A 24,095-nucleotide genomic window follows, 5' to 3' on the forward strand; every position below is an offset into this window, starting at 1 on the left:
CGCCAGTTAAGTTTGGAGAAAAAACATGAGCAAAGTGAACGTAAATAAAGTGGTAGTCGCATACTCAGGCGGTCTAGATACTTCAGTAATTATCCCGTGGCTAAAAGAGAACTACGACTGTGAAGTAGTGGCTTTCGTTGCCGATGTTGGTCAAGGTGCCGAAGAGCTAGAAGGCATTGAAGCTAAAGCAAAAGCCTCTGGTGCTTCTGAGTGCTACATCGCTGACTTGAAAGAAGAAATGGTCGCAGACTACATTTACCCAACGCTAAAAACCGGCGCGTACTACGAAGGTAAGTACCTGCTAGGTACATCAATGGCGCGTCCAATCATTGCCAAAGCGCAGGTTGAAGTGGCACGTAAAGTGGGCGCGGACGCTCTGTGTCATGGCTGTACAGGTAAAGGTAACGACCAAGTACGTTTTGAAGGCGCATTCGCAGCACTAGCACCGGACTTACAAGTGATTGCACCTTGGCGTGAGTGGGACCTAGTGAGCCGTGAAGAGTGTTTGGATTACCTAGCTGAGCGTAATATTCCTTGCTCTGCGTCTCTTACTAAGATCTATTCACGTGATGCAAACGCATGGCACATTTCGACGGAAGGCGGCGTTTTAGAAGATACGTGGAACGCACCAAACGAAGACTGCTGGGTGTGGACTGTCGACCCAGAGCAAGCGCCAAATGAAGCGGAATACGTCACGCTGAAAGTAGAAAAAGGTGAAGTGGTCGAAGTTGATGGTGAAGTGATGACACCATACAACGCACTGGTTTACCTAAACGAGAAGGGCGCTAAGCACGGTGTTGGCCGTATCGATATCGTGGAAAACCGTCTTGTTGGGATGAAGTCTCGTGGTTGTTATGAAACACCGGGAGGCACCATCATGATGGAAGCGCTGCGTGCTGTAGAGCAGCTTGTGCTAGACAAATCATCATTCGAATTCCGTGAGGAGCTAGGTCTAAAAGCGTCTCACCTTGTATACGATGGCCGTTGGTTTACGCCACTATGTAAATCGATCCTTGCCGCTTCAGAAGAGCTAGCGCAAGACGTTAACGGTGAAGTGGTTGTTAAGCTCTACAAAGGTCAAGCGACAGTGACGCAAAAACGTTCTGACAACAGCTTGTATTCAGAAGAGTTCGCGACTTTTGGTGAAGATGAAGTTTACGACCAAAGCCATGCAGGTGGGTTTATCCGTCTTTACTCGCTATCAAGCCGTATTCGTGCATTGAACAGCCAGAAGAAATAATCCCTTAACATCCATCTCGGATTGAATAAAGACCCGCCATTTATAGGCGGGTCTTTTGGTTTCTAAAAGCGGGTATCTAAATTTGGCTTGAATATATATGTAAAAATATTGAATTTATACTTTATTTTTTATCGAAATTGCCGTAACGTTGACCCATAAGAAAAAGTGAGTAAATGACCATCAAATTGGTTACTACTCATTCGAGAACGTTAGAGTAAGCAATAGTCATCAGGAGAGACGCAATGGCATTATGGGGCGGAAGATTTACCCAAGCGGCAGACACCAGATTTAAAGAGTTCAATGATTCGTTGCGTTTTGACTACCGATTGGCTGAGCAAGACATCGTAGGTTCAATCGCATGGTCTAAAGCTCTGCTTTCTGTTGATGTGCTATCGGCAGAAGAACAGCAAAAACTGGAACTTGCTTTAAATGAGCTGAAGTTAGAAGTGATGGAAGACCCTCACCAAATTCTTCGCTCTGATGCAGAAGATATCCACTCTTGGGTTGAACAGCAGCTAATCAGTAAAGTGGGAGATTTAGGTAAAAAACTCCACACTGGGCGTTCTCGGAATGACCAAGTCGCCACAGACTTGAAACTTTGGTGTCGTCAGCAAGGTCAGCAATTATTGATTGCTTTAGATCGCCTACAAGCACAAATGGTCCACGTTGCTAAACAGCACCAAGGCACCGTATTGCCAGGCTATACTCATCTTCAGCGTGCTCAACCTGTAACCTTTGCTCACTGGTGCTTGGCTTATGTTGAAATGTTCGAGCGTGACTACTCTCGTCTGAATGATGCCTTACAGCGTCTCGACACTTGTCCACTTGGCTCGGGTGCTTTAGCGGGAACGGCTTATCCGATTGATCGCGAACAATTAGCACATAATCTCGGTTTCCACCGTGCTACGCGTAATTCACTCGATTCGGTTTCAGATCGTGATCATGTGATGGAACTGATGTCGGTGGCGTCGATTTCTATGCTTCACCTTTCTCGTCTTGCAGAAGATATGATCTTCTACAATTCAGGCGAGTCAAACTTCATTGAGTTAGCGGATACGGTGACATCTGGTTCGTCATTAATGCCACAGAAGAAAAACCCAGATGCACTTGAGTTGATCCGTGGTAAGACAGGGCGTGTCTATGGCGCATTATCGAGCATGATGATGACAGTTAAAGCCTTGCCATTGGCGTACAACAAAGACATGCAGGAAGATAAAGAAGGGTTGTTTGACGCTTTAGATACATGGAACGACTGCATGGAAATGGCAGCTCTGTGTTTTGACGGTATTAAAGTGAATGGCGAGCGCACACTAGAAGCGGCGAAACAAGGTTACGCAAACTCGACGGAGTTAGCTGATTACCTAGTGGCGAAAGGCATCCCATTCCGTGAAGCTCACCACATCGTCGGTGTCGCGGTCGTTGGTGCTATTGCTAAAGGTTGTGCGCTAGAAGAACTGTCTATCGAAGAGTTAAAAGCCTTCTCAGAGGTCATTGAAGCGGATGTGTATGACATCCTGACTATCGATTCGTGTTTGGAAAAGCGTTGTGCTTTGGGTGGTGTTTCGCCTCACCAGGTCGCTTACGCGGTAGAACAAGCGGATAAGCGCCTGAGCCAGCGTGACAGCTCGGCGGTGAAAGTGCGTCCTGCACGTTTGACGGACATTGAAACGTTGGAAGGTATGGTTGCTTACTGGGCGAACCTTGGTGAGAATCTTCCGCGCTCTCGTAATGAGCTCGTGAGAGATATTGGCTCTTTCGCGGTGGCTGAGCATCATGGTGAAGTGACGGGTTGCGCTTCTCTATATGTGTATGACTCAGGGTTGGCTGAAATACGCTCTCTTGGTATCGAAGCGGGCTGGCAAGGCCAAGGGCAGGGCAGTGCGATTGTGAACTATTTGGTTGAGAAAGCGCGCCAGATGGCGATCAAGAAAGTCTTTGTTCTAACGCGAACGCCTGAGTTCTTTATGAAGCAAAGCTTTTTACCGACATCGAAGTCATTACTGCCGGAGAAAGTTCTGAAAGATTGCGATCAGTGCCCACGTCAACATGCATGTGATGAGGTAGCGCTTGAGATCAATTTAATGGAGCAAGTGATCCAAAAAACGCATGTGGCATGAACTGAAGTTGTGGAGTGATTTTATTAGCATTCAATGACATAGTCATTTTCCTGCTTACTTACATCAGTATTCGCTAAAAAAATCGAAAAAATTTGGAACCTTTGAGAGGAAGCCCGGTCTATTAAAGTACCACTGCTTTTTCTTAGAAGAATCTAAGAGAGCCCCAGAACTGACATTGGTTTTGGGGCTTTTTTCTATCTGTCACTTTTCTCTTTTTTATTCGTCTTTTTTTGTCCCCGTCGACGCTGCCAAGGCAAGATGACAAAACGCATCCATAAGTGTAAAAACAACAAAACGTTGAAAGCGAAGCCGGCAAAGATCAAAGCGATCGACTCGATGCTTTGTGGATCATCTTTGAGCGTAAACCACCATACAATCCAACACAGTACAGAAAGTACCGTCAATTGATCCAAGCATCGTTGGCAACGTCCAAGTTTTTTCCAAAACCAATGTTCTTCGCAGCGGCGACAAGTCATAGTGTTTTCCAAACCATTAGTGTTGCTTCAGATTATATATCTAACTATATGGTGGAAAGCGTTTCTTGTACCGGACTTAGAGCGCTATGACACAACCAAAAATGGAAAGTTAGCTTTGTAAAAGCTTTGTGGCACGTAATTGATGTATGGTGCTCTGTCAGTCTTTAACAGGAAATATAATGATGTCGACAGAGTTGAAACTTGCGCTGAGTATCGCTGGTGGGTTCTTTATGATCGGTGTTGTCGCGATTTGTATGGTCAGCCGCTATGCAATGATGGCAGCGTAAGAGAGATTTCATTGCGCCGAAGTAGTAAAGCAAAGCCTCGTTGATGACGAGGCTTTGCTTTATATTTAGATAGAAGCCTGAAAGCGTTAGCAGCCAGGGCCGCAGTCAAGACAATGTTTCACCATTTCTGGCCCTAAGTGTAGTTTTGCATTCAAATCACGTAGAGCGGTGCGGACGCCTTCTTCAATCACTGGGTGATAGAAGGGCATATCTAACATCTCAGAAATCGTCATCCTATTTTGGTGCGCCCATGCTAAAAGGTGAGCAAGATGCTCTGCATTCGGGCCCATCATTTCTGCACCTAAAAAACGTCCAGTGCCTTGCTCTCCGTAGACATGCAGAATGCCTTTATTACGAAGCATGACGCGCGAACGTCCTTGATTTTCAAACGAGACTTCACCGGTTGCGAAACATCCACATGTGCCTAGACGTGTTTCTAGTTGTTTATATGTTTCGCCAACCATAGCAATTTGAGGGTCGGAGAACACGGCTGAAATTGGTGAGCGACGCAGACCCGCACGAATATCTGGGAAACGGCCTGCGTTGTCTCCAGCAATACGGCCTTGGTCAGCGGCTTCGTGCAGCAGTGGAATTTGGTTACTTGCATCACCTGCGATGAAGATGCTCTCTACCGAAGTTTGCAATGTATAGTGATCCGCCGTTGGTACGCCACGTTCATCGAGCGCCACATTGGTGTTCTCGATCGTCAGCTTATCTACGTTTGGACGACGACCCGTTGCAGCCAATACGTAATCGACAACGAAAGTTTCTAATTCGCCATCATGGTTGATGAATTGGATTTCGACCTTGTCTTCGCCGTCATTGTCTGACGAAGCAATGCGTTTCATGCTTTCGACTTTTACATCTGCATCAAGGTAGAACTCTTCCTTAAAGGCTTTATCTGCATACGCCATCACCTCTGGGTCTGTCAGTGGGCCCACTTGTCCTCCAATGCCAAAGAGCTTCACGTTTACTCCTAGGCGGTGTAAAGCCTGACCCAATTCAAGGCCGATGACTCCTGGGCCAAATACTGCCACGGACTCTGGTAAGTCATCCCAGTCAAATACATCATCGTTAATCACTAGGCGATCACCCAGTTCATTCCAAGCTGCCGGATATGCTGGACGAGATCCTGTCGCAATAACAATGCGCTGTGCGGTGACCTGAGTATGATCATCTATGATGAGAGTGTGGTCATCGGCAAACTTCGCGTAGCCCGATAGTTTGTCTTCAGCGGGAATATCATCGACACTTTCAAGCACAAAGCCAACAAAACGATCGCGTTCGCGCTTTACACGATCCATCACTTCTCGTCCGTTAATTCGTACTTCACCTTGCGGGTGTATCCCAAATCCAGGTGCTTTTTCGATTTGATGAACACTTTCTGCTGCCGCAATTAACAGCTTAGACGGCATGCATCCGACACGAGCACAGGTTGTTCCGTAGGGACCGCCCTCAATCATTACCACGCTGTTGGTATGAGCTTTTGCTGCTCGATAAGCACCAAGACCAGCCGTCCCGCCACCAATAACCGCTACGTCGACATTAACTTGTTTCATCGTGAACTCTCGCTTTTGTTTTAAGCCAAGCTAGCTACATTGAGCTTGGAGAGTGAATTGGATAGTTGAATCTGGATAAGTAGTCACCTTATTGGTAGATGACTACTTATCTAGACTAGTAGAAGAAGTGGTTTAGGGTTGGCCTCCGAGCCAAAAGGCACCGGAGACCGAGGGTGTAGGCTATGGACAGCTTAGCCTAGATACGCTTCTAGCTCTTCGCTACCGCCGATGTGCTTGCCACCGATAAAGACTTGTGGAACAGTCGTGCGACCAGATATAGCTCGTAGACTAACTGTTGTTGCGTCTTTACCCAGAATCACTTCTTCATATTGAAGACCGTGGTCAATCAGATTTTGTTTCGCTTTCATACAGAAAGGGCAGCCTGGTTTAGTGAACACAGTGATGGATTCTTGCGTTTTGTAGTCAGGCGCTATGTAGTTCAGCATCGTATCTGCGTCTGACACCTTGAATGGGTCGCCTGGTTCGTTTGGCTCAATGAACATTTTTTCCACTACGCCATCTTTTACTAGCATACTGTAACGCCATGAACGTTTGCCAAAGCCGATGTCGTTTTTATCCACTAACATACCCATGCCATCGGTGAATTCACCATTACCATCCGGGATGAAGGTAATGTTTTCTGCTTCTTGGTCTTGTTTCCATGCATTCATCACGAACGTATCATTGACCGAGACACAAATAATCTCATCCACTCCGTGCTCTTTAAATACAGGGAACAATTCGTTGTAACGAGGTAGATGGCTTGATGAACAGGTTGGAGTAAATGCACCCGGTAAGCTAAATACGATAACGGTCTTACCTTTAAATAGCTCATCGGTCGTTACATTCACCCAAGAGTCACCTTGACGAACTGGAAAAGTAACTTGAGGGACTTGTTGACCTTCTTTAGATACAAACATAATGATTTCCTTTAACTATTTTAAATTATGCGTATAGAGCTTAGCGTTTTTCGTCGCTCTGTTTCGTTTTGTTGAGCCCATTATTGTAAAAATCCTTTGATAGCTCTAATCGTTTGGTGTTATGGTTTTGATAGGTATTAGCTATTGTTAAAGAAGCGAAGCGTGAATTATGAATATTCGAGATTTTGAGTACTTAGTTGCACTTGCGGAACATAAGCACTTTCGCAAAGCGGCAGAGGCATGTTTTGTTAGTCAGCCAACACTGAGTGGGCAAATTCGTAAACTAGAGGATGAACTCGGGACCACGCTTTTAGAGCGAAGCAGCCGACGTGTTTTGTTTACCGATTCAGGGTTACAGCTGGTGGAGCAGGCTAAACGCATCTTAAGTGAAGTGAAAACCTTCAGAGATATGGCAAGCGGTCAAAGCGGAGCCATGACTGGACCGATGCATATTGGTTTCATCCCGACGGTTGGGCCTTATCTATTACCCAAAATTCTGCCGCAGATAAAAGAAGCATTTCCTGAGCTGGAGCTATTTCTGCACGAAGCTCAGACACATCAATTAGTGCGTCAATTGGAAGAAGGTAAACTAGATTGCTTAGTTTTAGCTTCGGTTGATGAAACTGCGCCATTTAAAGAGATCGAAGTGTATCAAGAGCCATTAAGTGTCGCAGTGCCATGTGACCACGAGTGGGCCTCTCTCGACCATGTTGATATGTTGGAGCTGAATGGTAAAACCGTTTTAGCGTTGGGAGACGGCCACTGTCTGCGAGATCAAGCGTTAGGTTTTTGTTTTGCCGCTGGTGCAAAAGACGATGAGCGTTTTAAAGCCACCAGCTTGGAGACGTTACGCAACATGGTTGCTGCCGGTGCGGGGATTACGTTATTGCCTCAGCTTTCTATCCCTAATGAGAAGCAAAAAGATGGCGTATGCTACGTACCAGCTGTTAACCCAACCCCCTCGCGTAATATCGTTCTCGTATACCGTCCGGGCTCACCATTACGAGCTAGGTTTGAAGCTTTAGCAGCGAAGATTAAAGAGGTGTTGGTTTCTTATCCATCATTGAATGCTGCAGCATAAGAAGCAGACATAAAAAAGGGAGAGCTTGATGCTCTCCCTTGTGCTTTTGTGATTTAGAACAGTTCTTCTGCGCCAGAGCCTGAAGAATAAATACTATCTTCTAAACGGTCGCCAGCGTATTCGGTAGGCTCCGTGCCTTTTTCAAAGTATTCGAACATTGATGTGCTATCTACCTTGTGCGTTAGCATACCGCTGTTGCGATCAATACGAACTCGAATAATATCCTCTGGAATATTTTTACCTTGCTCCGGCGTCCCTTCTAGCGCAACACGCATGAAGTCAATCCAAGCAGGCTCTGCGGTTTTCGCACCCGACTCGGCACCAGAAATTTGGCCTTGCCCTAGGTTGCTGTTAACAGTGGTGCGGCCAAGTGCACGTGAGTGATCATCAAAGCCAACCCAAGCTATCGCAACGACACCAGGTCCATAGCCATTGTACCAAGCATCCTTGGAATCATTCGTTGTACCCGTTTTACCCCCGATATCACGACGACCAAGTTTTTGCGCGCGCCAGCCTGTACCATTCCAACCTGTGCCTTCACGCCAGTTACCGCCACCCCAAATGTTGCTGTACATCATCTCACGCATTAAGAATGCATTCTGTTCAGAGATAACTTGCGGTGCATATTGAGGTTCATCATTTTCAAGGGCATTGTCTGTTGCAAGGCCGTCAATTGCGACGTCTTGTTCGCCAAATTCATCAGCGTAGCGATTTTCTGGCTGCTCGCTCATTTGTGGACAATCCTTATGACAAACACTCTTTGGATTGGCTTTAAACAGTACTTCACCGAATGCATCTTCCACGCGTTCTACATAGAATGGTTCAACGTAATAACCACCGTTCGCAAATACAGAGTAACCTTGTGCCACTTTCATTGGTGTTAAGCTGCCAGCTCCGAGTGCGATGGTCTCTGAGCGCGGTACTTGGTTAATATCAAAACCGAAACGAGTAAGGTACTGACGTGTCTCCTCGAGGCCAACTTCACGGAGTGTACGCACTGCCATGACGTTTTTTGATTGAGCTAAGCCGAGGCGAAGACGCGTTGGACCACCATAAGTCGGTGGTGAGTTTTTTGGTCGCCAAGCTGAACCAGAACCTGCATCCCACTTGTTGATCGGCGCATCGTTAATCAAAGTGGCTAGAGTCAGCCCTTTGTCAATTGCTGCCGAGTAGATGAAAGGCTTGATACTTGAACCAACCTGACGCACTGACATGGTTGCACGGTTAAACTTGCTGTGAACAAAGTTGAAACCACCAACCAGCGACAATATCGCGCCATTTTCTGGGTTCATCGCAACAAACGCGGTGTTTGCTGTCGGCACTTGGCTCAGTTTCCAGCTCAGTGTTGTGTTGTCATCTTCATCGGTTTCACTTACTTCGCGAACCCAAACTTGTTGACCTGTCGCTAGCACATCATGCGCTGACTTTGGTGTTGAGCCTTGGCGGTTATCAGTAATGTACTTACGCGCCCAGTGCATTCCAGTCCAAGGGATGGTTTGCTCTTCATGGTTCTTAACCCATACTTGTGCCGTCTTATCATCGACTTTCGTCACAACCGCAGGGTAAAGGTCACCATAAGTTGGCTGTTTCTTCAGGTGCTTTTCTATTTGCTCATTGTCCCAGGCCGCTTCCCCTTCTTTCCAAAGCACACTTTCTGCACCACGGTAGCCATGACGTTCATCGTATGACAAGAGGTTATTTACCGCAGACGTATTTGCAGCATCTTGCAGTTTAGAATCCACAGTCATGTAGATATTCAAGCCAGAGGTATAAGCTTCTTCTTCACCGTATTCTTTTACTGCCCATGCACGAGCCAACTCTGCTACGTAAGGTGCGGAAAGCTCAATCTCAGCGCTATGATAACGCGCCACAATAGGCTCATTGCGTGCTTCGTCATACTGCTCTTGTGTAATGTATTTCTCATCAAGCATTCGCATTAATACAACGTTACGGCGTTTTGTTGCGCGCTCAAGAGAGTAAATTGGGTTCATGGTTGATGGCGCTTTTGGCATACCAGCGAGTGTTGCAATCTCACTTAACGTCAATTCATCAAGGCTCTTGCCAAAATACACTTGAGCGGCAGCACCAAAGCCATATGAGCGGTAACCAAGGAAGATTTTATTGACATAAAGCTCCATGATTTCTTGCTTACTTAAAAGCTGCTCAATATGGATAGCAATAAAAATCTCTTTAATCTTACGCATGATCTTCTTCTCATTAGATAAGAAGAAGTTACGAGCTAGCTGTTGCGTAATCGTACTTGCACCCTGTTTAGCCGAGCCTGAAACCGCAACAACAACCGCTGCACGAGTGATGCCGATAGGGTCGATACCAGGATGCTCATAGAAACGACTATCTTCGGTTGCGATGAGCGCGTGAATTAAGTCTTGAGGAATTTCGTCATAAGTAACAGGAATACGACGCTTTTCACCGAACTGTGCGATCAGCTTCCCGTCTTGACTAAACACCTTCATAGGTGTTTGTAATTCAACGTCTTTTAGAGTTGCAACATCTGGCAATTCAGGCTTCACGTACTGATAGAAGCCAAATATTGTGGTGACTCCAAGAATTATGCAAATCAATGTTAAAAATAATAAACGCTTTATGAACTTCACCGGAGAATCCCTGATTGGTTGAGGCTGTGTAACGGCAAACCCTTGTACTCTTAGGTCAAAAATTTAGCACATAAGAGATATTAACTCTTATTTGGATGCTAATAACAACCTTTGCACGAAGAAATTTCGGAGCGAGAGTAAGAGATGGATAAGCTAATCGTTACCGGCATCGATATAGGCCATAACAGCCTCAAAGCCGTAGTACTTAAACCCACAGGCAACAATTACGCTCTGTTGGGTTACAAAGAAATATTACTAAAGGAAGGTATTGTCGCTGAAAATAACACCATAAATCATCAAGAAATTGTAAAGACCCTCAAGCAGATAAAAAAAGAACTGCCTTTTGGCGCTAAAAAAGTTGCGATCTCAGTTCCTGATAACTCGGTAATTAGCAAGAAACTGCAAATAGAACAAAATCTTGAAGAGAGTGAAGTTGAGTTTGCAGTGATACAAGCCTTTTCTCATCAATCGCCATTCCCTGTCGAAGAGCTGAGTTTAGACTTCGTTCGTCTTCGCGCTGAGGGCGGGCAGAGTGGCAGTGATAGCTATCAAGTGTTTGCGACAAGAAAAGATGTGGTAGAAGGCCGAGTCGATGCATTACAAAAGTCCGGACTAAAACCTGTTTTAGTGGACGTGCATTCGCAAAGCCTTGGTCATATCTGGAAGCTCACCGCCGATCGCTTTCCTGACAAAAACAAATACTGCTTACTCGATATTGGCACCTTATCGAGCTCCTTCACCATGTTTACCGAACAAGGTGAACTGTTTCACAAAGAGTTTGCTTACGGCACACGCGGAGTAAACTGCGCTTCTCCAGTCGATTTTCTGTCCGATGATGCTCAGGAGAAAACAGAGCTGTTTAACCGTCAAATCGTAGAGCGAGTAAAGCGCCAGATGCAGCTCTATACCTCAATCAATGGCTCACAAAACATCAAGGGTATCTGGTTATCAGGGGAAGGGGCCTCCACTCCCATGCTCGCAGAGGGGTTGTCTCAACAATTGTCGTTAGAGTGTGAATTGCTAAATCCGCTAGGGCTATTTGAGATGAAGGTGTCTAAGCGTAAGCGTCGTGCTGTGGATTGGCAGCATTTCTCAACAGCAGCCGGACTGGCCGTTCGTGGCATTCATTGGCTGGGAGGCGCCCGTGCTTTATCGCATTAATTTACTTCCTTGGCGAGAGAGTCAAAGAGAAGAGCACCGACGTCGTTTCATCAGTTTGGTCGCATTAGGCATGTTGGTCGCTGTTGGCATCCAGTGGGGTATTGGAAAGTTTTTTGAGTACCAACAAGATCAACAACAGGAGCGGCTCGATTACCTCACTCACTACATTGCCGAACTCGACCTGCGTATTGAAGCAATGAAAATTGCAGAGCAAGAGCATAGCAAAATCCTCGAACGCCTAAAGGTAGTTGAAGGTTTACAAAACGGACGAAACAAAACGACCGAGTTCATGAACTTAATGCCTGCCGTTATCCCTGAAGGTGTATATGTCGACAAGATCAAAATGAATGATCTGGAAATTGAGATCTCTGGGATCTCAGATAGCACTCCAAAACTTGCCACGATGCTGGACAACATGGAGCGCTCGGCCAAGTTGAACGACGTAGAAATGCATTCCATCGTTCACGGCAAAGCCCGTTTTGGGAAAGAGTTTCAAACATTCAAAGTGTCTTTCATGTTCAAAGTAACGGAGAAGAAATTGGAGGCTCAACGTGGTTGATTGGCAGGATCTCGAAATCGATGAAATGGCCGAGTGGCCATTGTTGCCCCAGATTATAGTAATCGCGCTTCTGATCATGGTGATTCAAGGCTTAGGTTATTGGTTTTACCTTAAACCGAAAGACGAACAGTTGAATCACTTGATCCAGCAGGAGCAGACACTCAAGGTGGCATTGAAGATCAAAGCGAACAAAGTGGCAGCGTTGCCTCAGCTTCAATCTCAATTGGATGAACTTACCACCCGTTACGAGTTATTACTGCAGCAACTGCCTGCGCAAAAAGAGCTGGCTACAATGCTCGCTTCAGTGAATGAACTTGGCATCGACAATAAGCTGACTTTCACCCGAATCGACTGGGGCGAAAAACAATCAGAGCACTTCCTTTATCGTCTCCCTTTAAACATAGAGTTAACGGGCGACTTTCATGACATCGGCCATTTTTCTCAGGCGATAGCGACGCTACCTCGAATCATCACGTTTAAAGATGTGACTTGGCAACGTGTCAGCCAAGAGAGCGAAACCCTGCACTTTCGGGTGCGCGCTAACACCTATCAGTTTAAGCCGGAGGAGACGAAAAATGACAAGTAAGTCTTTGTTGCTGGTACTGATGGGTTCTCTATTGATGGGTTGCCAGGCGAATGATGAATCATTGACGGATTTTATTCGAGGAGTGGAAACACAGGCGCGTCGAGAGGTCGAGAAGCTTAAGCCCGTAGACAAGTATGTTGCAGTCACGTACGCACCGGAAGTACAGCGTGCACCCTTTGAATTACCCAAAGAAGCCACCATCGCGACTCAGCCAGTTGCAAGAAAAGATTGTTGGCAACCGCCCTCAAGAAGGCGAACTGGAAAATTAGAAAGATTCCCATTAAGCCAATTACGTTTGAAAGGGGTCATGGGCATGGATAACACGGTTTCTGGCCTCGTTCAGGCTCCCAATGGCACCGTCTATAAAGTTAAGCCGGGTCAATACCTTGGACGCAATAATGGCAAAGTGACCCATGTCAGCCACTCCTATTTGTTGATTAATGAAACGTTGCCCGACGGCTTGGGATGTTGGCAAAAACGTAAAGTTAAGTTGGCTTTGAGATAGCCCCATTTATTTTTGATATTGAGTAATGAAAATGAGACAAGGATTAACACGTACACCAAGGATACTTACTGGGCTCTTCTCCTTATGGTTGTTTGTATTTTTAGCCCCTTTAGCTGCAGCAGAAGAAGTTTCGTCCAATGCCCTAAAAAGTATCGACTTTCGAACTAATAAAGATAAAGACGCCGTGATTGTCGTCGAATTGGCGTCACCGGCCGCGATTGTAGATATCAAGCGTGTACAGGAAGGGTTAAGTATCGATTTGCTTAACACTTCAGTAAAAGACGAGCAATTGTATCTCCTAGACGTGAAAGACTTTTCGACTGTGGTTGAGAGCGTAGAAGTGTTTCGCGACACCTCGACGACGCGCTTGGTTGCGCACATCAATGAAGAATACATGCATGATTACCGTTTAACGGGGCGTTTTTTGGAAATCAAAGTAGCGAAGATCAAACCCAATGAGAAAGCCCCAGATAAAAGCATTTTAGAAAGAGAAGGTAAGCTTATTTCGATTAACTTCCAAGATATTCCTGTGCGAAACGTCTTGCAGCTTATTGCTGATTACAACCAATTCAATTTGGTTGTCTCCGACTCTGTAGAAGGCAACCTCACGCTTCGTCTTGATGGTGTCCCTTGGCAGCAAGTGCTGGATATTATTTTGCAAGTTAAGGGGTTAGATAAGCGTGTTGATGGCAACGTGATTTTAGTTGCTCCGACTGATGAGCTGGACTTGCGTGAGAAGCAGCAGTTAGAAAAACAAAAACTGACGGAAGAAATGGGAGAGCTTTCATCTGAAATCATCAAAGTTAATTTTGCTAAAGCATCAGACATTGCGGAGATGATCAATGGAGAAGGAAATATCAGCATGCTGTCAGAGCGCGGCAGTATGACCATTGATGAGCGAACTAACTCGTTATTGATTAGAGAGTTACCTGAAAACATCGAGGTGATTCGAGAAATTATTGAGTCTTTGGATATTCCAGTTAAACAGGTTCAAATTGAGGCGCGTATTGTGACCATCAATGAAGGTAACATGGACGAGCTAGGTATTCGTTGGGGTTTTACGTCTATTAATGGCAGTAATACAGTGGGCGGTTCTATTGAGAACAACCTTGCCACGATCGGTCTCTATAATGGAGAAGGGGGTGATGACGGTGGTGACGGTGATGGAGTAGGGATCGATGACTTCCTAAATGTAAACTTAGCTGCAACCAGTCCGAATGCGACCAGTCTTGCTTTCCAAGTTGCGAAGTTAGGTTCAGACACCTTGTTGGATCTTGAGCTTTCTGCTCTGCAACAAGAGTCTAAAGCTGAGATTATCTCGAGCCCACGTTTGATCACTACCAATAAGAAGCCTGCCTATATTGAACAAGGTACAGAGATTCCTTATCTTGAGTCATCATCAAGTGGTGCAACGACGGTGACGTTCAAAAAGGCGGTATTAAGTTTGAAAGTGACCCCGCAAATCACACCGGATAACCGCTTAGTGTTGGATTTAAGTGTCACGCAAGATAGACCTGGACAAGTCGTGAAGACAGGCACTGGTGAAGCTGTTGCGATTGATACTCAACGTATCGGGACGCAAGTGTTAGTGAATAACGGTGAAACGGTCGTTCTTGGTGGTATTTTTCAGCACAGCATTACTAACTCGGTGGACAAAGTACCTTTGTTGGGCGACCTGCCGCTATTAGGTGCTCTTTTTCGTCGAAGTTATGAGAATGTTGGCAAAAGTGAGCTGTTAATTTTCGTCACGCCTAAGGTGGTGATTCAGTAGTTCTGTCTCGGGAAAAACTGATTAAATCAAAAATAAAGTTGCAATAGTGGCACCATGCTTGGATAATTTCGGGTCTTATCACGAATTATCTGTGAGGAACTGGTGCCACAAGCCTTGTAGAACAGCAGTTTAGCTGTGTTTTCTTGTGGCGATCTTATTGAATCAATGTTGTAAATTACTGCTAAACATGGCTGAGAAACGTAATATTTTCCTTGTTGGCCCAATGGGCGCCGGCAAAAGTACAATTGGTAGACATCTAGCACAGCAACTGCATATGGAGTTTGTTGACTCCGATACAGTGATCGAAGAACGCACTGGTGCAGACATCTCTTGGGTTTTTGATGTAGAAGGTGAAGAAGGCTTCCGCAAGCGTGAAGAAGCGGTACTTGAAGACCTAACACAAGAGCAAGGCATCGTGCTTGCGACTGGCGGTGGCTCTGTTAAGAGCAAAGAAAACCGCAATCGTCTTTCGGCACGTGGTGTTGTTGTTTACTTAGAAACGACGATTGAAAAGCAACTTGCGCGTACAAACCGCGACAAGAAGCGTCCTTTACTTCAAACGGATAACCCTCGCGAAGTACTGGAGCAATTAGCTGAAGAACGTAATCCTTTATATGAAGAAGTAGCGGATTACACTGTTCGCACTGACGATCAAAGTGCAAAAGTGGTAGCCAACCAGATCGTAAAAATGCTAGAAGAGAGATAAGTCTTTATCTTTTTTTTAATTGGAGCAAACCGATGGAACGGATTACGGTCAACCTAGCTGAGCGTAGCTACCCAATCTCTATTGGCGCCGGGTTATTTGAGGACCCGGCGTACCTCTCTCAAGTTCTCTCAAACAAAAATGCAAAACAAAAAGTTGTTGTGATCAGTAATGTCACAGTGGCGCCTTTGTATGCAGACAAAATTTTAAAGCAACTCGAGCAGCTCGGTTGTAGTGCATCCTTGTTAGAATTGCCTGACGGTGAACAGTACAAAAACTTGGATGTATTTAATCAAGTAATGAACTTCTTACTGGAAGGGAGTTATGCTCGTGATGTTGTGATCATCGCGTTAGGTGGTGGTGTTATTGGCGACCTTGTGGGTTTTGCGTCTGCCTGTTACCAGCGTGGGGTCGATTTTATTCAAATACCGACCACATTACTATCCCAAGTGGACTCTTCGGTTGGTGGAAAAACCGCGGTTAACCATCCGTTGGGTAAGAACATGATAGGTGCGTTTTACCAACCTAAAGCCGTGATCATTGATACCAACTGCCTGTCGACGTTGCCTGAACGTGAGTTCGCTGCGGGTATCGCCGAAGTCATTAAGTACGGCATTATTTACGATGCAGATTTTTTTGTATGGTTAGAAGACAATCTTGAGCGCTTGTATGCGTTGGATGAAGAAGCACTAACTTATGCGATCGCACGTTGCTGTGAAATAAAAGCGGAAGTGGTGGCTCAGGATGAGAAAGAATCGGGCATCCGTGCTTTGCTTAACTTAGGTCACACCTTTGGTCATGCGATTGAAGCGGAACTTGGCTATGGCAATTGGCTGCATGGTGAAGCGGTATCTTCCGGCACTGTTATGGCGGCCAAAACGTCGCATCTACGCGGTCTGATCTCGGAAGAGCAATTTGAGCGTATTGTTGCGATTTTGCGTCGTGCAAAACTGCCTGTGCATACTCCAGACAGTATGAATTTCGATGACTTCATCAAGCACATGATGCGAGATAAGAAAGTCCTCTCTGGTCAATTACGATTGGTTTTGCCTACAGGCATTGGCACTGCCGAGGTAATTGCTGATACGACGCAAGACGTACTCAAGCAGGCAATAGACTTCGGTCGCGATATTTAACCTTGTAATGGCGCCTTTGGGCGTCATTCTTGTAGTGTATTAAGGTTATTAGATGAGTGTTGCTCACGTACTGGAATTAGATTCTCAAATCGAGTTGCTTGATAGATTAGGTCTACTGACTAACTTTGGTTCCAATCTCATTGCGATTAATGGTCATGATGGGTACGGGAAATCTTGGTTAGCGCAGCGATACCTTGAAGTGGGTGCCAGTAACAAGAATCAATGTTTGTTACTTTGTCATTCTAATCAAGACGATGTGCAGCATCGCGTCCTTATTTTGAGTCAACTAGTTTCGGACGCATTGTTTAATCAGCAAGAGCCTTTACTTGATAGCCTTGAAAGGCTTTTAGGTGATGAGCCGTGTGACATTGCAATTGTTGTAGATGATGCGCATTTATTGAGTGAGACACTTATCTCTGAGCTTTGGATGCTGGTCTTAGAGGCGCACCATAAGCCAAATTGGACCATCAATGTCTTACTGTTTACACAGTCTGGACGTTTAGAAGGTTTGCTAGCACGTCTCAGTTATGGACAAGAGATAAAGCCTGTTGAGCTTGATATTGATATGTTGTCCGAAGTGGAAGCTCGTCGTTTCTTTGAGTCACTTGTTGCGCGCTACGTCGATGATGAGTCTGAGAAACGGGTTCGAGATGCATTTAAAAAAGTCGACCCAGTACCGGGTGACATCATGGCGTTAGGAGAGATGAAAGTGGAAAAAAGGATCATTATCCGCTCGATTGTCGGTTCACCCCTGAATATTGCGTTGGTGGTATTAGTATTACTGTTGCTTGCTGCTGGTGGCTATTGGTGGATGCTTAGTCAACCAAGTCCTGATGATAAGGCGCAGCAAATTGCTGGCAGTTTAGAGCAAACGGCTATTCCAACTTTTGAAGAGTCAGGAATCAGTGCAGCGCAGTCTTCACTGCAACCTGTAACCGATGGTTCTAGCAGTCCTGATAAGTCTGGTGCGGTTGATGATTCTGATTCATTACCGCCAGCAGTGACAGAAGAAGTAGCGAGCGTAGGCAGTGATGACAATCAACAAAGAGTGGTGATTGAGTCGAATGTGGTCGATGCATTGCTTGAAGGTAAAACTGATTCAGCAGACACAAAAGCGATTGATGACGTCGTAGGTATAGAGAAGACAGAAACCGCCGATGAAACTAGCTCTCCTTTGATTAAAGTCGTAAAACCGAATCAAGATATGGCGCAAGCACCTGCTCAGTCAGAAGAGGGTGACGTAAACCAACCTGTTGTGAAGTTTTCATTTGCCCGTGAAGAACTAAAAGCGCTATCGCCAAGAGCTTATACTTTACAACTCGCAGCTATGACCTCAATGGAAGATGTACAATCCTTTCTCAATGAGCATCAACTGAATAATCAAGTGCGAATTTATCCTACCGTTCGTAATGACACCGAGTGGTATATCATCACATATCAAGATTATCCGACAATTCAAATGGCTCGTGATGCCGTCGCAAGCTTGCCAGATTCGGTTAAGTCGGTGAGTCCTTGGGCAAAATCACTCCGTCAGGTTCACCGTGAAATTGAACGAGTGAAATAAACCTGAGCTTCCCTGAAAAATATGTTACATTCCGCAGCCTTAATTTTTGGTCGATAGATAGAGCAGTAGATGAAAAAGCAACGAGCCTTTCTTAAATGGGCAGGAGGAAAATACGGACTGGTTGAAGACATCCAACGTCATTTGCCGCCGGCTCGAAAGCTAGTTGAACCTTTTGTTGGTGCGGGCTCAGTGTTTCTGAATACCGATTATGACCATTATCTACTTGCAGATATCAATCCAGATTTGATCAATCTGTACAACCTGCTGAAAGAACGCCCTGAAGAGTATATCTCTGAAGCGAAGCGTTGGTTTGTCGCTGAGAACAACCGCAAAGAAGCCTACCTACACATTCGCGCTGAATTTAATAAAACCGATGACGTGATGTACCGCTCTTTAGCGTTTTTGTATATGAACCGCTTTGGTTTTAATGGCCTATGCCGTTACAACAAAAAAGGTGGCTTCAATGTACCGTTTGGCTCTTACAAAAAGCCGTATTTCCCTGAGGCGGAACTGGAGTTTTTTGCAGAAAAAGCCAAAAAAGCTACGTTCGTTTGTGAAGGTTATCCTGAAACATTTCGTCGTGCGCGCAAAGGGAGCGTCGTGTATTGCGATCCACCTTATGCGCCGCTTTCAAATACGGCAAATTTCACCTCATACGCAGGTAATGGTTTCACGTTGGACGACCAAGCTGCATTAGCCGACATTGCTGAAAGAACAGCGACTGAACGTGGCATTCCTGTGTTGATTTCTAACCACGACACTACCTTGACACGTCGGTTGTATCACGGTGCGGATCTTAATGTGGTAAAAGTAAAGCGTACCATTAGCCGTAATGGTAACGGTCGTAATAAAGTTGATGAGCTACTTGCGCTTTTTCATGCCCCAGACATGGATAAATCAAACTCTTAATTCTCACACTATTATATCTAAATAGTGGATCTCCCCACTGGCTTCGGTAGAATTGCGCGCAGATTGTTTGCTCATTACTACTGAGGTCAGGTATGAAAGATTTTCTTATTGCTCCATCCATTTTATCGGCAGATTTTGCTCGTCTCGGTGAAGATGTAGAAAAAGTACTCGCAGCGGGTGCGGATGTGGTGCATTTCGACGTTATGGATAACCACTATGTACCAAACCTGACTTTTGGTGCGCCTGTGTGTAAAGCACTACGCGATTATGGCATCACAGCGCCAATCGATGTTCACCTAATGGTGAAACCCGTTGACCGTATTATTCCTGATTTCGCAAAAGCGGGTGCGTCGATGATTACGTTCCATGTAGAAGCTTCTGATCATGTAGACCGTACACTGCAGTTAATTAAAGAGCACGGCTGTCAGGCTGGTGTGGTACTAAACCCAGCAACGCCACTTGCAAGTCTTGAATTTATTATGGATAAAGTCGACATGATTCTACTGATGTCGGTAAACCCTGGTTTTGGTGGTCAATCATTCATTCCTCATACACTAGATAAACTGCGTGCCGTTCGTAAGATGATTGACGAGTCTGGTCGTGATATCCGCTTAGAAATCGATGGCGGTGTGAAGGTTGACAACATTCGTGAAATTGCAGAAGCGGGCGCAGACATGTTTGTTGCAGGCTCGGCGATTTTCGGTGAGCCAGATTACAAACAAGTGATCGATCAAATGCGCGCTGAACTGGCTGAAGTTAAATAAGCACCGATAAGCCAGCGCAATAACACGCTGATTTTAAAGGCTGCCAGCTTGTTGGCAGCCTTTGTGTTTTCTAGTATTAGAAGAAATTAAATATCCACTGCGCTGAGCAAATAATCACTTGCCTATTTTACGCCCTTTCTGTACTATTCGTGCTCCTTAAACTCAGTCAATTATCTTTAGTTCCTTGCTTCCTCTGGACGACTGAGCCATTTGTGGAAGCTGAATAATCCGTAAGGAGCAACCAATGCGTCATTACGAAATCGTATTCATGGTGCACCCAGATCAAAGCGAGCAAGTTGCTGGCATGATCGAGCGTTACACTGGTTCAATCACTGAAGCTGGCGGTAAAATCCACCGTCTAGAAGACTGGGGCCGTCGTCAACTGGCTTACCCAATCAACAAGCTTCACAAAGCTCACTACGTTCTTATGAACGTTGAAGCTGACCAAGCTGTAATTGATGAGCTAGAAACTGCTTTCCGTTTCAACGATGCAGTTCTACGTAACATGATCATGCGTACTAAAGCAGCGATCACTGAGCAATCTATCATGCTTAAGCAAAAAGAAGAGCGTGCTCCACGTCGTGAAGAGCGTTCTGAAGCTAAGCCTGAAGCTAAGTCAGAAGCTGCTGAGTAAGTTTTCTTATGGCCAATCGAATGGAGCTGAGCGGCACCATTGCCAAACCGCCCATTCGTAGTAAAAGCCCTGGTGGCATTGAACACTGTCGGTTTTGGCTGGAGCATCGCTCTACTATTATCGAAGCTGACTTACCTCGACAAGTTTATTGTCGTATGCCGGTAGTCGTCAGCGGGCTTGGGTCACAAGCACTAACTCAGAATTTAGTTCAAGGCAGTAACATTAAGGTAAGTGGTTTTGTCACTTATCAAACCGGCCGAAATGGCGTGGGAAAATTAGTGTTACACGCCGACAACATTACTCAAATTTAAGATCAGGAGATAGCCCATGGCTCGTTTCTTCCGTCGTCGTAAATTCTGCCGTTTCACTGCAGAAGGCGTACAAGAGATTGATTACAAAGACGTAGCAACTCTTAAAAACTACATCACTGAAGCTGGTAAAATCGTACCTAGCCGTATCACTGGTACAAGCGCTAAGTACCAGCGTCAACTAGCACGTGCTATCAAGCGTTCACGCTACCTAGCTCTACTACCGTACACTGACAAGCATCAGTAATCGGTTCATTTTATTAAGAAAGAGGATTAAGCAATGCAAGTTATTCTACTTGATAAAATTGGTAACCTAGGTGGTCTTGGCGATACTGCAAACGTTAAATCTGGCTACGCTCGTAACTTCCTTATCCCACAAGGTAAAGCAGTTATGGCAACTAAAGCTAACGTTGAAATGTTTGAAGCTCGTCGTGCTGAACTAGAAGCTAAAGTTGCTGAGCAACTAGCTGCTGCAGAAGCTCGCGCAGAGAAAGTTAACGCTCTAGAAGCGGTAGTTATCGCTTCTAAAGCTGGTGACGAAGGCAAACTATTCGGTTCTATCGGTACTCGTGACATCGCTGACGCTATCACAGCTGCAGGCGTTGAAGTTGCTAAGAGCGAAGTTCGCCTTCCTGAAGGTGCTCTACGTAACACTGGTGAGTTCGAGATCAGCGTTCAACTTCACTCTGAAGTTTTCGCGACAGTTAACCTACAAGTTGTTGCTGCTGAGTAATTCAGTATCAAGACGAAATACTAAAAAGCACCTCCTCGGAGGTGCTTTTTTTATTTCTAAAACTGAGAGAAAAAGGGTTAAAAAGCGAAAAGTAAATTAACGGAAAATACGCTGTCCGCTTTGCTTAAGCCTTCAGGCACTTTATCGTGATACTGACGAGAGTGCGCCAGTTTCAGTGCGATATCTTCAGTAATATCATTGGTTACACTGAGTTCACTATCAGTACGTGTGTTACTTCTACCTGTTACCAACGTAATATCAGCTGCGAAACTTAAATTATCCAACGCATGCCAAGTTGTGTTGATATTTCCTCGAAAAATGCCTTCTCTAACGATATCGGGAAAGACAATATCGTCATCATCTATTTCGTCTAAGTTTGGCTCTTGATAGCGAAAACCAGGGCCTACTTCTACCTCTAAAATGAAGTTCTCAGTGTAGGAGAACTGGTAACCCAAACCACCTGACAACGTATAGTCTTTAAAATAAGCACTGTAGCGAGAATCCACCCCTTTAAAGCTGCCATACAAATATGTCTTAGGGCCTAACTTGTAGTCACTCTGTAGGGAGTAGGTGGATGAGCGTTTGTCTTCTTCACCGTCTTTGTACAAGTTGTAGTACTTCCATTCACCATTAGAACGGTGTCGACCTGACGTATATTCAGCACTCAAACGAGCATTCAGGGAACGAGAGTCCGTGTTACCTGTGTGAGCTTGATAGCCGAACTCCACCTCGGTTTTTAGTGGGTCGGGTACATCAATATTTTGCTCTGGCTGTACTGATTCGTCAGCATACGATGCACTAGCGCACAGTAGGCTAAAGCTAAGTAACCAGTATCGGGACACATCAACCTCGAACGTAATCAAAAAGGAGGGGCATGATACTGATACAGATATTTGGTTGGGTCAATGGTAGGTTAATTTTTATTAGAGCTAGGCGGAAGAACCAGGCTATTACCTGGGTGGTTCACATGATGATTTCTTAACAAGTAATTGTCGCTTCGGGGAAGCATCTCAGTTAGGTTAAGGTTATAATCGTGGGTCAATAGTAGTTATCGAGCAAAGTCATGGCGGAAAACAGAAATCGCAAACCTTCAGACAGTCAGGTCGACGCAATCAAAGTGCCACCTCACTCACTAGAAGCCGAGCAATCAGTAATTGGTGGTCTTTTACTGGATAATGAACGTTGGGACACCGTTGCCGAACGTGTTGTGAGCAGTGATTTCTATAGTCGTCCACACCGCCTGATTTTTGAAGGTGTAAAAACCATTCTTGAAGCGGGTAAACCTCTCGATCTTATTACTTTATCGGAATATCTAGAGCGTCACGAGTTGTTAGAAGATGTAGGCGGTTTTGCTTACCTCGCTGACTTGGCGAAGAATACGCCAAGTGCAGCTAACATCAATGCGTATGCTGATATTGTCGCTGAGCGTGCGATTGTTCGTGGCCTTATTGGTGTCGCGAATGAAATTGCGGACGCGGGCTATGACCCTCAAGGTCGCAGTTCTGAAGATTTAATAGACATGGCGGAGAGTAAAGTTTTTGCTATCGCCGAGTCTCGAACTAGTGAAAACGAAGGACCACAAAACGTCGACAACATCCTCGAAAAGACGTTAGAACGTATCGAGTTGTTGTATAAAACGCCACAAGATGGTGTTACGGGGGTCGATACCGGTTTCACCGATCTCAATAAGAAAACCGCAGGTTTGCAAGGCTCTGATTTGGTGATTGTCGCAGCGCGTCCATCGATGGGTAAAACGACCTTTGCGATGAACTTGTGTGAAAATGCGGCCATGCAACAAGAAAAGCCCGTACTTATTTTCTCGTTAGAGATGCCAGCTGAACAGTTGATGATGCGTATGTTGGCCTCTTTGTCTCGTGTTGACCAAACCAAGATCCGTACGGGTCAGCTAGATGACGAAGATTGGGCGCGTATTTCTTCTACTATGGGTATCCTGATGCAGAAGAAAAATATGTACATTGATGATAGCTCTGGACTAACTCCGACCGAAGTGCGTTCGCGCGCTCGCCGTATCGCTCGTGAACATGGCGGTCTATCGATGATCATGGTCGACTACCTTCAGTTGATGCGCGTGCCTTCGTTAACCGACAACCGTACTCTTGAGATTGCTGAGATCTCTCGCTCTCTTAAGGCGCTGGCAAAAGAGCTAAATGTGCCTGTTGTGGCACTGTCGCAGCTAAACCGTTCCCTAGAGCAACGTGCGGATAAACGACCAGTAAACTCGGACTTGCGTGAATCCGGTTCCATCGAGCAGGATGCCGACTTGATCATGTTCATCTACCGTGATGAGGTTTATCACCCAGATAGTCCGTACAAAGGTACGGCCGAAATCATTATTGGTAAACAGCGTAACGGTCCTATCGGCTCTGTTCGCCTCACTTTCCAAGGTCAACATTCGCGTTTCGACAACTACGCGGGTCCTGCATTCGATATTGATGATGAGTAATCC

Annotated in this window: 23 protein-coding genes; 18 read left to right on the plus strand and 5 right to left on the minus strand. The window is 45.5% G+C overall.

Annotation, left to right across the window (positions count from 1 at the left end; all coding sequences use genetic code 11):
* The first annotated feature begins 25 nt into the window (after positions 1-25).
* Positions 26-1,240, plus strand: a complete 1,215-nt coding sequence (locus tag R8N47_RS20800; protein WP_005381332.1) for an argininosuccinate synthase — start codon at positions 26-28, stop codon at positions 1,238-1,240.
* A 242-nt stretch (positions 1,241-1,482) separates the two neighbouring features.
* Positions 1,483-3,357, plus strand: a complete 1,875-nt coding sequence (gene argH, locus R8N47_RS20805) for an argininosuccinate lyase (RefSeq protein ID WP_005381331.1) — start codon at positions 1,483-1,485, stop codon at positions 3,355-3,357.
* Positions 3,358-3,551: 194 nt separating this feature from the next.
* Here argH and R8N47_RS20810 read toward each other — a convergent pair whose 3' ends face one another.
* From R8N47_RS20810 to R8N47_RS20820, 3 genes are all read right to left on the minus strand, one after another.
* The gene (locus R8N47_RS20810) at positions 3,552-3,833 is read right to left on the minus strand and encodes a DUF3624 domain-containing protein (RefSeq protein WP_017821737.1); all 282 of its coding nucleotides are present in this window, start codon (positions 3,831-3,833) and stop codon (positions 3,552-3,554) included.
* Positions 3,834-4,206: 373 nt separating this feature from the next.
* Entirely contained in the window at positions 4,207-5,679 is a 1,473-nt protein-coding gene (locus R8N47_RS20815) for a dihydrolipoyl dehydrogenase (protein WP_005382783.1), read from the minus strand.
* A 191-nt stretch (positions 5,680-5,870) separates the two neighbouring features.
* Positions 5,871-6,599 carry a redoxin family protein gene (locus R8N47_RS20820; protein WP_005382781.1) on the minus strand — a complete coding sequence of 243 codons (729 nt, stop codon included), beginning with the start codon at positions 6,597-6,599 and terminating at the stop codon, positions 5,871-5,873.
* A gap of 169 nt (positions 6,600-6,768) precedes the next feature.
* Between R8N47_RS20820 and oxyR the strand changes: the two genes are divergently transcribed.
* Positions 6,769-7,680, plus strand: coding sequence for a DNA-binding transcriptional regulator OxyR (oxyR, locus tag R8N47_RS20825; RefSeq protein ID WP_064354360.1), 912 nt, complete (start codon positions 6,769-6,771; stop codon positions 7,678-7,680).
* A gap of 53 nt (positions 7,681-7,733) precedes the next feature.
* Here the strand turns inward: oxyR and R8N47_RS20830 are convergent, their stop codons facing one another.
* Positions 7,734-10,295 carry a penicillin-binding protein 1A gene (locus tag R8N47_RS20830; protein ID WP_005381325.1) on the minus strand — a complete coding sequence of 854 codons (2,562 nt, stop codon included), beginning with the start codon at positions 10,293-10,295 and terminating at the stop codon, positions 7,734-7,736.
* A 144-nt stretch (positions 10,296-10,439) separates the two neighbouring features.
* On the opposite strand from R8N47_RS20830, the gene pilM reads away from it, so the two are divergent.
* From pilM to rplI, 14 genes are all read left to right on the plus strand, one after another.
* Positions 10,440-11,456: a type IV pilus biogenesis protein PilM gene (pilM, locus tag R8N47_RS20835; protein WP_064354359.1), complete on the plus strand. Its 1,017-nt coding sequence runs from the start codon at positions 10,440-10,442 to the stop codon at positions 11,454-11,456.
* Entirely contained in the window at positions 11,440-12,015 is a 576-nt protein-coding gene (locus R8N47_RS20840) for a PilN domain-containing protein (protein WP_064354358.1), read from the plus strand. The genes pilM and R8N47_RS20840 overlap by 17 nt, the downstream gene beginning before the upstream one ends.
* A complete protein-coding gene (locus tag R8N47_RS20845; RefSeq protein ID WP_064354357.1) occupies positions 12,008-12,601 on the plus strand; it encodes a type 4a pilus biogenesis protein PilO in 594 nt (197 codons plus the stop codon). The genes R8N47_RS20840 and R8N47_RS20845 overlap by 8 nt, the downstream gene beginning before the upstream one ends.
* Positions 12,591-13,106, plus strand: coding sequence for a pilus assembly protein PilP (locus R8N47_RS20850; RefSeq protein ID WP_005381321.1), 516 nt, complete (start codon positions 12,591-12,593; stop codon positions 13,104-13,106). The genes R8N47_RS20845 and R8N47_RS20850 overlap by 11 nt, the downstream gene beginning before the upstream one ends.
* Before the next feature lie 25 nt (positions 13,107-13,131).
* Entirely contained in the window at positions 13,132-14,877 is a 1,746-nt protein-coding gene (locus R8N47_RS20855) for a type IV pilus secretin PilQ (protein ID WP_031779065.1), read from the plus strand.
* 187 nt (positions 14,878-15,064) lie between these two features.
* Positions 15,065-15,583 (plus strand): shikimate kinase AroK, encoded by a 519-nt coding sequence (aroK, locus tag R8N47_RS20860; RefSeq protein ID WP_005381319.1) that lies wholly within the window; start codon positions 15,065-15,067, stop codon positions 15,581-15,583.
* Positions 15,584-15,615: 32 nt separating this feature from the next.
* Positions 15,616-16,716: a 3-dehydroquinate synthase gene (gene aroB, locus R8N47_RS20865; RefSeq protein ID WP_005381318.1), complete on the plus strand. Its 1,101-nt coding sequence runs from the start codon at positions 15,616-15,618 to the stop codon at positions 16,714-16,716.
* 52 nt (positions 16,717-16,768) lie between these two features.
* Complete coding sequence (locus R8N47_RS20870; RefSeq protein WP_064354356.1) at positions 16,769-18,280, plus strand: SPOR domain-containing protein; 1,512 nt, start codon at positions 16,769-16,771, stop codon at positions 18,278-18,280.
* A gap of 69 nt (positions 18,281-18,349) precedes the next feature.
* Positions 18,350-19,189 carry a Dam family site-specific DNA-(adenine-N6)-methyltransferase gene (locus tag R8N47_RS20875; RefSeq protein ID WP_005381301.1) on the plus strand — a complete coding sequence of 280 codons (840 nt, stop codon included), beginning with the start codon at positions 18,350-18,352 and terminating at the stop codon, positions 19,187-19,189.
* A 92-nt stretch (positions 19,190-19,281) separates the two neighbouring features.
* Positions 19,282-19,953: a ribulose-phosphate 3-epimerase gene (gene rpe, locus R8N47_RS20880; protein ID WP_005381300.1), complete on the plus strand. Its 672-nt coding sequence runs from the start codon at positions 19,282-19,284 to the stop codon at positions 19,951-19,953.
* 244 nt (positions 19,954-20,197) lie between these two features.
* On the plus strand, positions 20,198-20,587 hold the full coding sequence (gene rpsF, locus R8N47_RS20885; RefSeq protein WP_005381299.1) for a 30S ribosomal protein S6: 390 nt from the start codon (positions 20,198-20,200) through the stop codon (positions 20,585-20,587).
* Positions 20,588-20,595: 8 nt separating this feature from the next.
* Positions 20,596-20,898, plus strand: coding sequence for a primosomal replication protein N (priB, locus tag R8N47_RS20890; protein WP_005381298.1), 303 nt, complete (start codon positions 20,596-20,598; stop codon positions 20,896-20,898).
* Between the two features lie 16 nt (positions 20,899-20,914).
* Entirely contained in the window at positions 20,915-21,142 is a 228-nt protein-coding gene (gene rpsR / locus R8N47_RS20895; protein WP_000090472.1) for a 30S ribosomal protein S18, read from the plus strand.
* A gap of 33 nt (positions 21,143-21,175) precedes the next feature.
* Complete coding sequence (rplI, locus tag R8N47_RS20900; RefSeq protein ID WP_005382760.1) at positions 21,176-21,628, plus strand: 50S ribosomal protein L9; 453 nt, start codon at positions 21,176-21,178, stop codon at positions 21,626-21,628.
* Between the two features lie 77 nt (positions 21,629-21,705).
* Here the strand turns inward: rplI and R8N47_RS20905 are convergent, their stop codons facing one another.
* A complete protein-coding gene (locus tag R8N47_RS20905) occupies positions 21,706-22,470 on the minus strand; it encodes a DUF481 domain-containing protein (RefSeq protein WP_005381276.1) in 765 nt (254 codons plus the stop codon).
* Between the two features lie 221 nt (positions 22,471-22,691).
* Here R8N47_RS20905 and R8N47_RS20910 point away from each other — a divergent pair, with 221 nt between their 5' ends.
* Positions 22,692-24,092, plus strand: coding sequence for a replicative DNA helicase (locus R8N47_RS20910; RefSeq protein ID WP_005382759.1), 1,401 nt, complete (start codon positions 22,692-22,694; stop codon positions 24,090-24,092).
* The last annotated feature ends 3 nt before the right edge of the window (positions 24,093-24,095 follow it).

This window comes from Vibrio sp. 2132-1 (genome assembly GCF_033344315.1).

Bases quoted from the DNA above. Each gene is read 5' to 3' on its own strand.
- R8N47_RS20800 (WP_005381332.1), top strand. From the start codon at position 26: ATGAGCAAAGTGAACGTAAATAAAGTGGTAGTCGCATACTCAGGCGGT.
- argH (WP_005381331.1), top strand. From the start codon at position 1,483: ATGGCATTATGGGGCGGAAGATTTACCCAAGCGGCAGACACCAGATTT.
- R8N47_RS20810 (WP_017821737.1), bottom strand. From the start codon at position 3,833: ATGACTTGTCGCCGCTGCGAAGAACATTGGTTTTGGAAAAAACTTGGA.
- R8N47_RS20815 (WP_005382783.1), bottom strand. From the start codon at position 5,679: ATGAAACAAGTTAATGTCGACGTAGCGGTTATTGGTGGCGGGACGGCT.
- R8N47_RS20820 (WP_005382781.1), bottom strand. From the start codon at position 6,599: ATGTTTGTATCTAAAGAAGGTCAACAAGTCCCTCAAGTTACTTTTCCA.
- oxyR (WP_064354360.1), top strand. From the start codon at position 6,769: ATGAATATTCGAGATTTTGAGTACTTAGTTGCACTTGCGGAACATAAG.
- pilM (WP_064354359.1), top strand. From the start codon at position 10,440: ATGGATAAGCTAATCGTTACCGGCATCGATATAGGCCATAACAGCCTC.
- R8N47_RS20850 (WP_005381321.1), top strand. From the start codon at position 12,591: ATGACAAGTAAGTCTTTGTTGCTGGTACTGATGGGTTCTCTATTGATG.
- R8N47_RS20855 (WP_031779065.1), top strand. From the start codon at position 13,132: ATGAAAATGAGACAAGGATTAACACGTACACCAAGGATACTTACTGGG.
- aroK (WP_005381319.1), top strand. From the start codon at position 15,065: ATGGCTGAGAAACGTAATATTTTCCTTGTTGGCCCAATGGGCGCCGGC.
- aroB (WP_005381318.1), top strand. From the start codon at position 15,616: ATGGAACGGATTACGGTCAACCTAGCTGAGCGTAGCTACCCAATCTCT.
- R8N47_RS20870 (WP_064354356.1), top strand. From the start codon at position 16,769: ATGAGTGTTGCTCACGTACTGGAATTAGATTCTCAAATCGAGTTGCTT.
- R8N47_RS20875 (WP_005381301.1), top strand. From the start codon at position 18,350: ATGAAAAAGCAACGAGCCTTTCTTAAATGGGCAGGAGGAAAATACGGA.
- rpe (WP_005381300.1), top strand. From the start codon at position 19,282: ATGAAAGATTTTCTTATTGCTCCATCCATTTTATCGGCAGATTTTGCT.
- rpsF (WP_005381299.1), top strand. From the start codon at position 20,198: ATGCGTCATTACGAAATCGTATTCATGGTGCACCCAGATCAAAGCGAG.
- priB (WP_005381298.1), top strand. From the start codon at position 20,596: ATGGCCAATCGAATGGAGCTGAGCGGCACCATTGCCAAACCGCCCATT.
- rpsR (WP_000090472.1), top strand. From the start codon at position 20,915: ATGGCTCGTTTCTTCCGTCGTCGTAAATTCTGCCGTTTCACTGCAGAA.
- rplI (WP_005382760.1), top strand. From the start codon at position 21,176: ATGCAAGTTATTCTACTTGATAAAATTGGTAACCTAGGTGGTCTTGGC.
- R8N47_RS20910 (WP_005382759.1), top strand. From the start codon at position 22,692: ATGGCGGAAAACAGAAATCGCAAACCTTCAGACAGTCAGGTCGACGCA.